This is a genomic window from Blastococcus sp. CT_GayMR20, from assembly GCF_004570345.1.
In genome coordinates, this window is the sequence record NZ_SPQM01000128.1 from 1 (window position 1) to 12,693 (window position 12,693).

Annotated in this window: 16 protein-coding genes and 2 pseudogenes; 9 read left to right on the top strand and 9 right to left on the bottom strand. The window is 73.3% G+C overall.

The genetic code is table 11. The features are described 5' to 3' along the window. The 4 genes and pseudogenes from E4P40_RS28295 to mnhG (E4P40_RS21680) all read left to right on the top strand — a co-directional run. A pseudogene (locus E4P40_RS28295) lies at positions 1-254 on the top strand (Na+/H+ antiporter subunit D); the annotation flags it as partial. After that, entirely contained in the window at positions 251-814 is a 564-nt protein-coding gene (locus tag E4P40_RS21670; RefSeq protein WP_245160495.1) for a Na+/H+ antiporter subunit E, read from the top strand. The pseudogene E4P40_RS28295 and the gene E4P40_RS21670, both read left to right, overlap by 4 nt. Next, on the top strand, positions 811-1,149 hold the full coding sequence (locus E4P40_RS21675) for a monovalent cation/H+ antiporter complex subunit F (protein ID WP_135160504.1): 339 nt from the start codon (positions 811-813) through the stop codon (positions 1,147-1,149). The genes E4P40_RS21670 and E4P40_RS21675 overlap by 4 nt, the downstream gene beginning before the upstream one ends. Further along, positions 1,146-1,601, top strand: a complete 456-nt coding sequence (mnhG, locus tag E4P40_RS21680) for a monovalent cation/H(+) antiporter subunit G (protein ID WP_135160505.1) — start codon at positions 1,146-1,148, stop codon at positions 1,599-1,601. Before E4P40_RS21675 ends, mnhG (E4P40_RS21680) begins: the two co-directional genes overlap by 4 nt. On the opposite strand, the gene E4P40_RS21685 is transcribed toward mnhG (E4P40_RS21680), so the two are convergent. Genes E4P40_RS21685 through leuA (E4P40_RS21695) form a run of 3 tightly spaced genes read right to left on the bottom strand, consistent with a single transcriptional unit; the run spans position 1,592 to position 4,732 of the window. Beyond that, positions 1,592-2,467 (bottom strand): VOC family protein, encoded by an 876-nt coding sequence (locus E4P40_RS21685; RefSeq protein WP_135160506.1) that lies wholly within the window; start codon positions 2,465-2,467, stop codon positions 1,592-1,594. The two genes, mnhG (E4P40_RS21680) and E4P40_RS21685, sit on opposite strands and share 10 nt — an antisense overlap. Beyond that, positions 2,464-2,994 carry a sigma-70 family RNA polymerase sigma factor gene (locus E4P40_RS21690; protein WP_135160507.1) on the bottom strand — a complete coding sequence of 177 codons (531 nt, stop codon included), beginning with the start codon at positions 2,992-2,994 and terminating at the stop codon, positions 2,464-2,466. Before E4P40_RS21690 ends, E4P40_RS21685 begins: the two co-directional genes overlap by 4 nt. Before the next feature lie 52 nt (positions 2,995-3,046). Continuing rightward, the gene (gene leuA / locus E4P40_RS21695) at positions 3,047-4,732 is read right to left on the bottom strand and encodes a 2-isopropylmalate synthase (RefSeq protein WP_135160511.1); all 1,686 of its coding nucleotides are present in this window, start codon (positions 4,730-4,732) and stop codon (positions 3,047-3,049) included. 431 nt (positions 4,733-5,163) lie between these two features. Between leuA (E4P40_RS21695) and E4P40_RS21700 the strand changes: the two genes are divergently transcribed. Continuing rightward, a complete protein-coding gene (locus E4P40_RS21700; RefSeq protein ID WP_135160508.1) occupies positions 5,164-5,829 on the top strand; it encodes a hypothetical protein in 666 nt (221 codons plus the stop codon). Between the two features lie 16 nt (positions 5,830-5,845). Here the strand turns inward: E4P40_RS21700 and E4P40_RS21705 are convergent, their stop codons facing one another. Continuing rightward, entirely contained in the window at positions 5,846-6,490 is a 645-nt protein-coding gene (locus tag E4P40_RS21705; protein ID WP_245160497.1) for a phospholipase D-like domain-containing protein, read from the bottom strand. On the opposite strand from E4P40_RS21705, the gene E4P40_RS21710 reads away from it, so the two are divergent. Continuing rightward, positions 6,480-6,848 (top strand): hypothetical protein, encoded by a 369-nt coding sequence (locus tag E4P40_RS21710; RefSeq protein ID WP_245160498.1) that lies wholly within the window; start codon positions 6,480-6,482, stop codon positions 6,846-6,848. The genes E4P40_RS21705 and E4P40_RS21710 overlap by 11 nt on opposite strands. Positions 6,849-6,864: 16 nt before the next feature. Here E4P40_RS21710 and E4P40_RS21715 read toward each other — a convergent pair whose 3' ends face one another. Further along, the gene (locus E4P40_RS21715) at positions 6,865-7,530 is read right to left on the bottom strand and encodes a hypothetical protein (protein WP_135160508.1); all 666 of its coding nucleotides are present in this window, start codon (positions 7,528-7,530) and stop codon (positions 6,865-6,867) included. A gap of 431 nt (positions 7,531-7,961) precedes the next feature. Here E4P40_RS21715 and leuA (E4P40_RS21720) point away from each other — a divergent pair, with 431 nt between their 5' ends. The 3 genes from leuA (E4P40_RS21720) to E4P40_RS21730 are packed head-to-tail and all read left to right on the top strand — an operon-like array spanning position 7,962 to position 11,102. Then, positions 7,962-9,647: a 2-isopropylmalate synthase gene (gene leuA, locus E4P40_RS21720; protein WP_135160511.1), complete on the top strand. Its 1,686-nt coding sequence runs from the start codon at positions 7,962-7,964 to the stop codon at positions 9,645-9,647. A 52-nt stretch (positions 9,648-9,699) separates the two neighbouring features. Next, positions 9,700-10,230, top strand: a complete 531-nt coding sequence (locus E4P40_RS21725; protein WP_135160507.1) for a sigma-70 family RNA polymerase sigma factor — start codon at positions 9,700-9,702, stop codon at positions 10,228-10,230. Continuing rightward, the gene (locus E4P40_RS21730) at positions 10,227-11,102 is read left to right on the top strand and encodes a VOC family protein (RefSeq protein ID WP_135160506.1); all 876 of its coding nucleotides are present in this window, start codon (positions 10,227-10,229) and stop codon (positions 11,100-11,102) included. Before E4P40_RS21725 ends, E4P40_RS21730 begins: the two co-directional genes overlap by 4 nt. Here E4P40_RS21730 and mnhG (E4P40_RS21735) read toward each other — a convergent pair. The 4 genes and pseudogenes from mnhG (E4P40_RS21735) to E4P40_RS21750 form a co-directional block, all read right to left on the bottom strand. Beyond that, positions 11,093-11,548, bottom strand: a complete 456-nt coding sequence (gene mnhG, locus E4P40_RS21735) for a monovalent cation/H(+) antiporter subunit G (protein ID WP_135160505.1) — start codon at positions 11,546-11,548, stop codon at positions 11,093-11,095. The genes E4P40_RS21730 and mnhG (E4P40_RS21735) overlap by 10 nt on opposite strands. Further along, positions 11,545-11,883, bottom strand: coding sequence for a monovalent cation/H+ antiporter complex subunit F (locus tag E4P40_RS21740; protein ID WP_135160504.1), 339 nt, complete (start codon positions 11,881-11,883; stop codon positions 11,545-11,547). Before E4P40_RS21740 ends, mnhG (E4P40_RS21735) begins: the two co-directional genes overlap by 4 nt. After that, complete coding sequence (locus E4P40_RS21745; protein ID WP_245160495.1) at positions 11,880-12,443, bottom strand: Na+/H+ antiporter subunit E; 564 nt, start codon at positions 12,441-12,443, stop codon at positions 11,880-11,882. The genes E4P40_RS21740 and E4P40_RS21745 overlap by 4 nt, the downstream gene beginning before the upstream one ends. Beyond that, positions 12,440-12,693 (bottom strand): annotated as a pseudogene (locus E4P40_RS21750) (Na+/H+ antiporter subunit D); the annotation flags it as partial. The gene E4P40_RS21745 and the pseudogene E4P40_RS21750, both read right to left, overlap by 4 nt.

Sequence of the window (12,693 nt, forward strand, 5' to 3'; positions counted from 1 at the left end):
GCCGGCACGAGCGGGTGGCCACGGCCGGCGCACCGGAGCCCGCGCCCCCGGCGGGCGCGGTCCGGGCCCTGCATCCGCTGCCGCGGGTCATGGTGGCCGCCACGGCGGCGATGGTCACGGTGACCGTGGGGCTGACGTTCGTCGCGGGAGCCCTGTACGGCTACACCGCCCGCGCCGCCGAGGACGTCCTCGAGCGCACGCCCTACGTCGAGTCGGTCTTCTCCGACCCGGTGCCGGCGGAGGAAGGCGAGTGAGCGGCGGTGCGGACGTGGAGCCGGCCGGTCCGCGGCTGCGCCACCAGGTGCCGCTGGTCGCCTGGCTCGTGCTCGTCTGGATCCTGCTCTGGGGCACCTGGTCGTGGGCCAACCTGCTGTCCGGCCTCGCGGTCGCCGTGGTCGTCATGCTGCTGCTGCCGCTTCCGCCGGTCGTGGGCAGTACCCGGGTCCGGCCGCTCTCGCTGCTCCGGTACCTGGGCACGTTCCTCACGGACGTCGTCGTCTCCGGCGCGCAGGTGGCCTGGCGGGCGATCGGTCCGGGCGGCGTGCAGCAGGGGGCGATCGTCCGCGTCCAGCTGCGGGCCGACTCCGACCTGTTGCTCACGATGGTCGCCGAGACGATCTCGCTCGTGCCCGGCTCGCTGGTGCTCGACCTCGACCGGGAGGAGCGGCTGATCTCCGTCCACCTGCTGCACGTCACCGACCTCGCCGACGTCGAGCGCCAGAAGCGCGACGTGCTGGCGACGGAGGACCGCATCGTCCGGGCCTTCGGCTCCGCGGCCGACATCGCGGCCCTGGACACGGGGGACGGGGCATGACGCCGGTCACCGTCGTCGCCCTCGCCTGCCACGCGCTGCTCGGTGGCGGTGCCCTGCTGGCCCTGGTCCGGCTGGCCCGGGGACCGTCGTTGCTGGACCGCGTGGTCGCCACCGACACGCTGCTGGTGATCATCTCGGCGTCCCTGGCGGTGCACGCCGCGCTCACGCGCGACGCGACCGTCGTCCCGGTGCTGGTCGTCGTCTCGCTGCTGGCCTTCGTCGGCTCGGTGTCGATCGCGCGCTACATCGGCGGCATGCTGCTGCAGTCGGCGACCGGCGACGGTCGGGACGTCGGCCTGCCCGAGCCGGCCGAGGAACGCGAGGGCCGGCCATGAGCGTGCTGGGCGCCGTCGCGGACGTCGTCGCACTGGGCTGTCTGCTGGCCGGGGCATTCCTCTGCCTCACCGCCGGCCTCGGGCTGGTGCGCTTCCCCGACGTCCTGTCCCGGATGCACGCGGGCACCAAGCCACAGGTCCTCGGCGTCCTCCTGGTCATGGTCGGCGGGGCGATCCGGCTGCAGCCGCTGCCGGCGACGTGGATGCTGCTGCTGGTCGCGGCCTTCCAGCTGCTGACCGCCCCGGTCAGCGCGCACATGATCAGCCGGGTGGCCTACCGGCGGCGGCACGTGCGGCGCGACCTGCTGCTGGTCGACGAGCTGCGCGAGGCCGAGGGGCGCGACAGCGTCTACCGCGGCGACGAGCCGGCCGACGCACCGCCGGAGGACCCCGCCGGTGCCCTGGTGGAGAGCCGGCGGGAGGACCGCTGGAAGGGCAACGGTCAGAACTGACCCAGCCAGAACGGCAGGCCCTGATCGTCGCGGCAGAGCGCGGACCGGCCGTAGGACTGGCGCTCGATCTCGCCTGCCTCGCCGCCCGCCGTGCGCACCGCGGCGACGGCGACCTCGATGTCGTCGACTGCGTACATCGGGATGACACCGAGGTCCGTGTGGTCGCCACCGTGGAGCCCGACCATCGGGGTGGTGCCTTCGACCTGCCAGCCGTCCTGCACCCGCCCCGGCGTGAAGGCCCAGCCGAGCACCGCCTCGTAGAAGTCACGGGCCCGCGCGCCGTCGGGCACCTGAAGCGTCAGGTAGACCGCGTCTCCCGGGCGGGGACCCGAGGAGGGCGCGGGGGTCGGGTGCTGCAGCATCCAGCGGTGCCCGTACGGGTCGACGACGACGCCGGTGCGCCCGTAGGGGGCGTCGGCCGCCGGACGCTCCACCGTGGCGCCGGCGGCCTCGGCCCGCGCGACGGCGGCGTCCACGTCGGGCACCGCCAGGTGCAGGGTCACCGCGACCCGCCCGTCCTCCGGCCCGGTGAGGCCGAGCTCCGGATAGGGGTCGGCGAGGTAGAGCGTCGCACCGGCGACGTCGAGTTCGGCGTGCCCGATGCGGTCGTCCTCGTCGACGTAGGGGTCGCCGACGGTCCGCGCGCCGAACACCTCCGCGTACCAGGCGAGGGCGGCACGGGCGTCGCGGACGACGAGGTAGGGGGTCAGGGCGGACATGGCGGAACTCCTCGGCTGGACGGGGGTCGGCTGCTGCAGCAGGGCACGGCGGAGCCGCTCGCGCAGCTCGGCGGCGAAGGTGGGATCGGGCTCGACGGGCGAGGTGCGGCGGGCCAGCGCTCGGAACGGCCGCTCGGCATCGCTCATGACGCACCTCCCGGCGGCTCGGTGGACTCGTACTGACGACGGAACGCGGTGCGGGCCCGGACCAGCAGCGCCTCGGTGGCGTGCAGCGTGCGACCGAGCAGGGCGGCGACCTGCGGCACCGGGAGGTCGTCGAGGTAGCGGAGGGTCAGCACGGCCCGGTGGCCGGGGCTGAGCTCGTCGAGGACCTGCTGCGCCCGCAGGGCGTCGAGCTCGGCGTCCCACGGGTCCTCGGTGCCGCCGCCGTCGACGAGCCGGAGACTGCGCTCCTCCCGTTCCCGGCGGCGCCAGTGGTCGACGAGCTTGTGCCGGGCGGTCCCGATGAGCCAGGGGACCGTCGTCGGGCTCCGGCCGTCGGCCTCGGCGCGGACGGCGGCGAGGAACGTCTCGGCGGTCAGGTCCTCGGCGAGCGCGCGCTGGCCGCACCGGGCGAGGAGGTAGCCGTAGACCTCGGGCAGGGCGCGGTCGTAGAGCGACAGCAGCCCGGGATCGGGCGGTGGTCCCACCGCGCGCGATCCCGGGCTGCCCATGTCCCTCCGTCGTCCGGGAGCTGTGTTCTCCGACGTCCGGACGGCGGAATTGTTACCGCTGGGCCCGGTTGACCGCCGAGACGACCGCGCGCAGCGACGCGCTGACGATGTTCGGGTCGATGCCCACGCCCCAGAGGACCCGGTCGCCGACGGCGCACTCGACGTAGGCCGCCGCCTTCGCGTCGCCGCCCGCGGAGAGCGCGTGCTCGGCGTAGTCCAGCACGCGGACGTCGACGTCGAGGGTCTTCAGGGCGTCGACGAACGCGGCGATCGGGCCGTTGCCGCGGCCCTCGACGACCACCGGCACGCCGTGGTCGGTCAGCTCGACGACCATCTCGTCGACCAGGTCGCCGTGCGCCTGGTGCCGGTGACCGGTCAGGGCGAAGCGGCCCCACGGGGCGTCGGGGTCGGGCAGGTACTCGTTGCTGAATGCGGTCCACATCTGCGCGGCGGTCACCTCGCCGCCCTCGTCGTCCGTGTGCTGCTGGATGACGGCGCTGAACTCGATCTGCAGCCGGCGGGGGAGGTCCAGGTGGTTCTCGGTCTTCATGATGTAGGCGACGCCGCCCTTGCCGGACTGGCTGTTCACCCGGATCACGGCCTCGTAGCTGCGGCCGACGTCCTTGGGGTCGATCGGCAGGTACGGGACCGCCCACGGCATCTGGTCGACGGTCGTGCCGGCGGCCTCCGCGTCGGCCGCGAGGGCCTTGAAGCCCTTGTTGATGGCGTCCTGGTGCGAGCCGGAGAACGCCGTGTAGACCAGGTCGCCGCCGTAGGGATGCCGCTCGTGCACGCCGAGCTGGTTGCAGTACTCGACCGTGCGGCGGATCTCGTCGATGTCGGAGAAGTCGATCTGCGGGTCGATGCCCTGGCTGAACAGGTTCAGGCCCAGGGTGACGAGGTCGACGTTGCCGGTGCGCTCGCCGTTGCCGAACAGGCAGCCCTCGATGCGGTCCGCGCCGGCGCGGTAGCCCAGCTCCGCGGCGGCGACGGCCGTCCCGCGGTCGTTGTGCGGATGCAGGCTGAGGACGACGGAGTCCCGCCGGCCCAGGTTGCGGTGCATCCACTCGATCTGGTCGGCGTAGACGGTCGGCTCGGCCATCTCCACCGTCGCAGGCAGGTTGATGATCGTCGGCCGGTCGGGCGTGGGCTCCCAGACGTCGGTGACCGCGTTGCAGATCTCCACGGCGAAGTCGAGCTCTGTCCCGGTGAAGGACTCCGGCGAGTACTCGAAGAGGACCTCGGTGCCGTCCATCTGCTCGGCCAGCTTGCGGACGATCTCCGCCCCGTGGACCGCGATGTCGACGATGCCGGCGCGGTCGAGGCCGAACACCACCCGCCGCTGCAGCGTGGACGTCGAGTTGTAGAGGTGCACGATCGCCTGCTTCGCGCCGCGCAGGGACTCGTAGGTGCGCTCGATCAGCTCGTCGCGGGCCTGCGTCAGGACCTGGATGGTGACGTCGTCGGGGACCAGGTCGTCCTCGATGAGCTGGCGGACGAAGTCGAAATCGGTCTGGCTGGCAGCGGGGAAGCCGACCTCGATCTCCTTATAGCCCATGCGGACCAGCAGCTCGAACATGCGCCGCTTGCGATCGGGCGTCATCGGGTCGATCAGGGCCTGGTTGCCGTCGCGGAGGTCGACGGCGCACCAGCGCGGTGCCGTCGTGGTGATCGTGTCGGGCCAGGTGCGGTCGGCCAGGACGACGGGCGTGAAGGGGGCGTAGCGGTGGATCGGCATCCGCGTCGGCTGCTGCGGATTGCGTACGTGGGGGTGCTTCGGGTCGGTGCTCACGGTCTCGGGCTCCTCTGGCGCGGGCTGGACTCAGCTCCGGGTGGGGCGGTCAGCGGCGCCGGGAACGCACTCGGACACGGCAGGTACCCGCGGCGAGGGGGCCGACCTAGGAGAGGGCCTCGCCGCGGCTCATAAGCAGGAGGCTGCCGCGCACGCGCCCACGGTAGCAGCGGCTCAGCCACACCGGCGGTTGCCCAGGTCCCTGATCGCCCACAGGCCGAGTCGAACGTGCTCACCGCACGAGCATCGGGCGGTGGGCTCGGACCCGGCGCCTTGCCCACCCCCCATCCAGGTGGCCCTGTGGACAGCTGCGGGGCGGCCTCGGCCGCAGCCTGCACAATCTCCTCGACGAGCGTCCACGAGAGGAGCACGGCGGAATGGCCCGCAGACCCGCCGGCGGGCGCTACCGCGAGCCCCATGCGCCCGCTCGGCTCGAGCGAGTGCTCCGCTGGACCTGGATCACCGCGACCTTCCTCGCCGTCTTCATCGGGGTGTTCGTGCTGCCCATCCAGTTCACGGAGGGCCACCACGCCCGCGTGGCACAGGAGATCGAACGCAGCGGCGCCGACGCCCACCCGGTGCTGGAGGTGCGCCAGAAGGTCGACGGCGCGCGGGGACGATGGTCGGTGGAAGCCCAGGTCGCCACGTACCGGACCGAGGACGGGACCGCGACAGTGCGGCTGCGCGGGTACGACCAGAGCGCCGTCGTCGCGAGGGAAGAGGGCTGGTTGGTCGCAGCCGACCGCGCCGACCGACTCGAGGTCTACGTGGCGGCGGACGGGGAGAGCGGCTTCCTCGCTGGGGACTACCGGGACGCCCTGAACGGTGAGTTCTCCGGCCTCCTCCTCGTGGCCGACCTCTGGATCGGGGGCTGGGCCGTCGTCGGGCTGGCCGCGCTCAGCGCGCTGTGGCTGCGGCGATGGCGCCGAGGGGCGATCACGGGGCGCCGTGCCGCGCTGGTTCCGGCGCTGTACTGCGCCGTCGCGATCGCCTCGGTGGCGCTGGCCTACGGCCTGTCCTCGTCCCTGGCGGCCTCGACGTAGCTGCGGCCCCTCCGGGTCAGAAGGTCTTCTTCAACCTCATGCGCAGCGGGCGGCCGTCGGGGTCGTCGAGGAGTCGGTAGACCGGGGTCGCCCAGAGGCGGGTGAACAGCGGCAGGCGCTCGGCGCGGTGCTCGCGCAACCGGCCGGGCGGGCGCGGGCCCCGGCGGCCGCCGTCGTGCCACGCGTCGAGCGCGGCCGCCCGCTCGGTGAGGACGTCGACGAAGCGGCCCGGGTCGAGCGCCTCGTCGTCCTCGCTGCCGTCGGCCGCCAGGTCCAGGTGCTCACGGGCCAGGGCGAGGCGCAGGTCGCGGGCGAACGTCCGTGCACCCTCACCGGTACCCGCCGGGTCGCGCGGCTCACGGGAGTCGCGCGTCGTGTCGAGCACGGTGCTCGACAGCTCGCTGTCGTGCGTCCACGACCGCCGGTTGAAGTTGTCGCTGCCGACGCTGGCCCAGGTGTCGTCGACGACGCAGACCTTGGCGTGCACGTACACCGGGGTGCCGACGTGGTTCTCCACGTCGAAGACGTGCACGCGGCCCTCGCCGGCCTTCCGGCACATCTCGATCGCCTGCCACCGGCCGACGAGCTGCGGACGCTCGGCGAAGGCGCCGTCCTGGTCGGGGACGCACGACAGCGAGCTGTCGAGCACCGTGCTCGACACGACGCGCGACTCCCGTGAGCCGCGCGACCCGGCGGGTACCGGTGAGGGTGCACGGACGTTCGCCCGCGACCTGCGCCTCGCCCTGGCCCGTGAGCACCTGGACCTGGCGGCCGACGGCAGCGAGGACGACGAGGCGCTCGACCCGGGCCGCTTCGTCGACGTCCTCACCGAGCGGGCGGCCGCGCTCGACGCGTGGCACGACGGCGGCCGCCGGGGCCCGCGCCCGCCCGGCCGGTTGCGCGAGCACCGCGCCGAGCGCCTGCCGCTGTTCACCCGCCTCTGGGCGACCCCGGTCTACCGACTCCTCGACGACCCCGACGGCCGCCCGCTGCGCATGAGGTTGAAGAAGACCTTCTGACCCGGAGGGGCCGCAGCTACGTCGAGGCCGCCAGGGACGAGGACAGGCCGTAGGCCAGCGCCACCGAGGCGATCGCGACGGCGCAGTACAGCGCCGGAACCAGCGCGGCACGGCGCCCCGTGATCGCCCCTCGGCGCCATCGCCGCAGCCACAGCGCGCTGAGCGCGGCCAGCCCGACGACGGCCCAGCCCCCGATCCAGAGGTCGGCCACGAGGAGGAGGCCGGAGAACTCACCGTTCAGGGCGTCCCGGTAGTCCCCAGCGAGGAAGCCGCTCTCCCCGTCCGCCGCCACGTAGACCTCGAGTCGGTCGGCGCGGTCGGCTGCGACCAACCAGCCCTCTTCCCTCGCGACGACGGCGCTCTGGTCGTACCCGCGCAGCCGCACTGTCGCGGTCCCGTCCTCGGTCCGGTACGTGGCGACCTGGGCTTCCACCGACCATCGTCCCCGCGCGCCGTCGACCTTCTGGCGCACCTCCAGCACCGGGTGGGCGTCGGCGCCGCTGCGTTCGATCTCCTGTGCCACGCGGGCGTGGTGGCCCTCCGTGAACTGGATGGGCAGCACGAACACCCCGATGAAGACGGCGAGGAAGGTCGCGGTGATCCAGGTCCAGCGGAGCACTCGCTCGAGCCGAGCGGGCGCATGGGGCTCGCGGTAGCGCCCGCCGGCGGGTCTGCGGGCCATTCCGCCGTGCTCCTCTCGTGGACGCTCGTCGAGGAGATTGTGCAGGCTGCGGCCGAGGCCGCCCCGCAGCTGTCCACAGGGCCACCTGGATGGGGGGTGGGCAAGGCGCCGGGTCCGAGCCCACCGCCCGATGCTCGTGCGGTGAGCACGTTCGACTCGGCCTGTGGGCGATCAGGGACCTGGGCAACCGCCGGTGTGGCTGAGCCGCTGCTACCGTGGGCGCGTGCGCGGCAGCCTCCTGCTTATGAGCCGCGGCGAGGCCCTCTCCTAGGTCGGCCCCCTCGCCGCGGGTACCTGCCGTGTCCGAGTGCGTTCCCGGCGCCGCTGACCGCCCCACCCGGAGCTGAGTCCAGCCCGCGCCAGAGGAGCCCGAGACCGTGAGCACCGACCCGAAGCACCCCCACGTACGCAATCCGCAGCAGCCGACGCGGATGCCGATCCACCGCTACGCCCCCTTCACGCCCGTCGTCCTGGCCGACCGCACCTGGCCCGACACGATCACCACGACGGCACCGCGCTGGTGCGCCGTCGACCTCCGCGACGGCAACCAGGCCCTGATCGACCCGATGACGCCCGATCGCAAGCGGCGCATGTTCGAGCTGCTGGTCCGCATGGGCTATAAGGAGATCGAGGTCGGCTTCCCCGCTGCCAGCCAGACCGATTTCGACTTCGTCCGCCAGCTCATCGAGGACGACCTGGTCCCCGACGACGTCACCATCCAGGTCCTGACGCAGGCCCGCGACGAGCTGATCGAGCGCACCTACGAGTCCCTGCGCGGCGCGAAGCAGGCGATCGTGCACCTCTACAACTCGACGTCCACGCTGCAGCGGCGGGTGGTGTTCGGCCTCGACCGCGCCGGCATCGTCGACATCGCGGTCCACGGGGCGGAGATCGTCCGCAAGCTGGCCGAGCAGATGGACGGCACCGAGGTCCTCTTCGAGTACTCGCCGGAGTCCTTCACCGGGACAGAGCTCGACTTCGCCGTGGAGATCTGCAACGCGGTCACCGACGTCTGGGAGCCCACGCCCGACCGGCCGACGATCATCAACCTGCCTGCGACGGTGGAGATGGCCGAGCCGACCGTCTACGCCGACCAGATCGAGTGGATGCACCGCAACCTGGGCCGGCGGGACTCCGTCGTCCTCAGCCTGCATCCGCACAACGACCGCGGGACGGCCGTCGCCGCCGCGGAGCTGGGCTACCGCGCCGGCGCGGACCGCATCGAGGGCTGCCTGTTCGGCAACGGCGAGCGCACCGGCAACGTCGACCTCGTCACCCTGGGCCTGAACCTGTTCAGCCAGGGCATCGACCCGCAGATCGACTTCTCCGACATCGACGAGATCCGCCGCACGGTCGAGTACTGCAACCAGCTCGGCGTGCACGAGCGGCATCCCTACGGCGGCGACCTGGTCTACACGGCGTTCTCCGGCTCGCACCAGGACGCCATCAACAAGGGCTTCAAGGCCCTCGCGGCCGACGCGGAGGCCGCCGGCACGACCGTCGACCAGATGCCGTGGGCGGTCCCGTACCTGCCGATCGACCCCAAGGACGTCGGCCGCAGCTACGAGGCCGTGATCCGGGTGAACAGCCAGTCCGGCAAGGGCGGCGTCGCCTACATCATGAAGACCGAGAACCACCTGGACCTCCCCCGCCGGCTGCAGATCGAGTTCAGCGCCGTCATCCAGCAGCACACGGACGACGAGGGCGGCGAGGTGACCGCCGCGCAGATGTGGACCGCATTCAGCAACGAGTACCTGCCCGACCCCGACGCCCCGTGGGGCCGCTTCGCCCTGACCGGTCACCGGCACCAGGCGCACGGCGACCTGGTCGACGAGATGGTCGTCGAGCTGACCGACCACGGCGTGCCGGTGGTCGTCGAGGGCCGCGGCAACGGCCCGATCGCCGCGTTCGTCGACGCCCTGAAGACCCTCGACGTCGACGTCCGCGTGCTGGACTACGCCGAGCACGCGCTCTCCGCGGGCGGCGACGCGAAGGCGGCGGCCTACGTCGAGTGCGCCGTCGGCGACCGGGTCCTCTGGGGCGTGGGCATCGACCCGAACATCGTCAGCGCGTCGCTGCGCGCGGTCGTCTCGGCGGTCAACCGGGCCCAGCGGTAACAATTCCGCCGTCCGGACGTCGGAGAACACAGCTCCCGGACGACGGAGGGACATGGGCAGCCCGGGATCGCGCGCGGTGGGACCACCGCCCGATCCCGGGCTGCTGTCGCTCTACGACCGCGCCCTGCCCGAGGTCTACGGCTACCTCCTCGCCCGGTGCGGCCAGCGCGCGCTCGCCGAGGACCTGACCGCCGAGACGTTCCTCGCCGCCGTCCGCGCCGAGGCCGACGGCCGGAGCCCGACGACGGTCCCCTGGCTCATCGGGACCGCCCGGCACAAGCTCGTCGACCACTGGCGCCGCCGGGAACGGGAGGAGCGCAGTCTCCGGCTCGTCGACGGCGGCGGCACCGAGGACCCGTGGGACGCCGAGCTCGACGCCCTGCGGGCGCAGCAGGTCCTCGACGAGCTCAGCCCCGGCCACCGGGCCGTGCTGACCCTCCGCTACCTCGACGACCTCCCGGTGCCGCAGGTCGCCGCCCTGCTCGGTCGCACGCTGCACGCCACCGAGGCGCTGCTGGTCCGGGCCCGCACCGCGTTCCGTCGTCAGTACGAGTCCACCGAGCCGCCGGGAGGTGCGTCATGAGCGATGCCGAGCGGCCGTTCCGAGCGCTGGCCCGCCGCACCTCGCCCGTCGAGCCCGATCCCACCTTCGCCGCCGAGCTGCGCGAGCGGCTCCGCCGTGCCCTGCTGCAGCAGCCGACCCCCGTCCAGCCGAGGAGTTCCGCCATGTCCGCCCTGACCCCCTACCTCGTCGTCCGCGACGCCCGTGCCGCCCTCGCCTGGTACGCGGAGGTGTTCGGCGCGCGGACCGTCGGCGACCCCTACGTCGACGAGGACGACCGCATCGGGCACGCCGAACTCGACGTCGCCGGTGCGACGCTCTACCTCGCCGACCCCTATCCGGAGCTCGGCCTCACCGGGCCGGAGGACGGGCGGGTCGCGGTGACCCTGCACCTGGCGGTGCCCGACGTGGACGCCGCCGTCGCGCGGGCCGAGGCCGCCGGCGCCACGGTGGAGCGTCCGGCGGCCGACGCCCCCTACGGGCGCACCGGCGTCGTCGTCGACCCGTACGGGCACCGCTGGATGCTGCAGCACCCGACCCCCGCGCCCTCCTCGGGTCCCCGCCCGGGAGACGCGGTCTACCTGACGCTTCAGGTGCCCGACGGCGCGCGGGCCCGTGACTTCTACGAGGCGGTGCTCGGCTGGGCCTTCACGCCGGGGCGGGTGCAGGACGGCTGGCAGGTCGAAGGCACCACCCCGATGGTCGGGCTCCACGGTGGCGACCACACGGACCTCGGTGTCATCCCGATGTACGCAGTCGACGACATCGAGGTCGCCGTCGCCGCGGTGCGCACGGCGGGCGGCGAGGCAGGCGAGATCGAGCGCCAGTCCTACGGCCGGTCCGCGCTCTGCCGCGACGATCAGGGCCTGCCGTTCTGGCTGGGTCAGTTCTGACCGTTGCCCTTCCAGCGGTCCTCCCGCCGGCTCTCCACCAGGGCACCGGCGGGGTCCTCCGGCGGTGCGTCGGCCGGCTCGTCGCCGCGGTAGACGCTGTCGCGCCCCTCGGCCTCGCGCAGCTCGTCGACCAGCAGCAGGTCGCGCCGCACGTGCCGCCGCCGGTAGGCCACCCGGCTGATCATGTGCGCGCTGACCGGGGCGGTCAGCAGCTGGAAGGCCGCGACCAGCAGCAGCATCCACGTCGCCGGCAGCGGCTGCAGCCGGATCGCCCCGCCGACCATGACCAGGAGGACGCCGAGGACCTGTGGCTTGGTGCCCGCGTGCATCCGGGACAGGACGTCGGGGAAGCGCACCAGCCCGAGGCCGGCGGTGAGGCAGAGGAATGCCCCGGCCAGCAGACAGCCCAGTGCGACGACGTCCGCGACGGCGCCCAGCACGCTCATGGCCGGCCCTCGCGTTCCTCGGCCGGCTCGGGCAGGCCGACGTCCCGACCGTCGCCGGTCGCCGACTGCAGCAGCATGCCGCCGATGTAGCGCGCGATCGACACCGAGCCGACGAAGGCCAGCAGCGAGACGACGACCAGCACCGGGACGACGGTCGCGTCGCGCGTGAGCGCGGCGTGCACCGCCAGGGACGCCGAGATGATCACCAGCAGCGTGTCGGTGGCGACCACGCGGTCCAGCAACGACGGTCCCCGGGCCAGCCGGACCAGGGCCAGCAGGGCACCGCCACCGAGCAGCGCGTGGCAGGCGAGGGCGACGACGGTGACCGGCGTCATGCCCCGTCCCCCGTGTCCAGGGCCGCGATGTCGGCCGCGGAGCCGAAGGCCCGGACGATGCGGTCCTCCGTCGCCAGCACGTCGCGCTTCTGGCGCTCGACGTCGGCGAGGTCGGTGACGTGCAGCAGGTGGACGGAGATCAGCCGCTCCTCCCGGTCGAGGTCGAGCACCAGCGAGCCGGGCACGAGCGAGATCGTCTCGGCGACCATCGTGAGCAACAGGTCGGAGTCGGCCCGCAGCTGGACGCGGACGATCGCCCCCTGCTGCACGCCGCCCGGACCGATCGCCCGCCAGGCCACCTGCGCGCCGGAGACGACGACGTCCGTGAGGAACGTGCCCAGGTACCGGAGCAGCGAGAGCGGCCGGACCCGGGTACTGCCCACGACCGGCGGAAGCGGCAGCAGCAGCATGACGACCACGGCGACCGCGAGGCCGGACAGCAGGTTGGCCCACGACCAGGTGCCCCAGAGCAGGATCCAGACGAGCACGAGCCAGGCGACCAGCGGCACCTGGTGGCGCAGCCGCGGACCGGCCGGCTCCACGTCCGCACCGCCGCTCACTCGCCTTCCTCCGCCGGCACCGGGTCGGAGAAGACCGACTCGACGTAGGGCGTGCGCTCGAGGACGTCCTCGGCGGCGCGGGCGGTGTAGCCGTACAGGGCTCCCGCGACGAACGTCAGCCCCACGGTCACCGTGACCATCGCCGCCGTGGCGGCCACCATGACCCGCGGCAGCGGATGCAGGGCCCGGACCGCGCCCGCCGGGGGCGCGGGCTCCGGTGCGCCGGCCGTGGCCACCCGCTCGTGCCGGC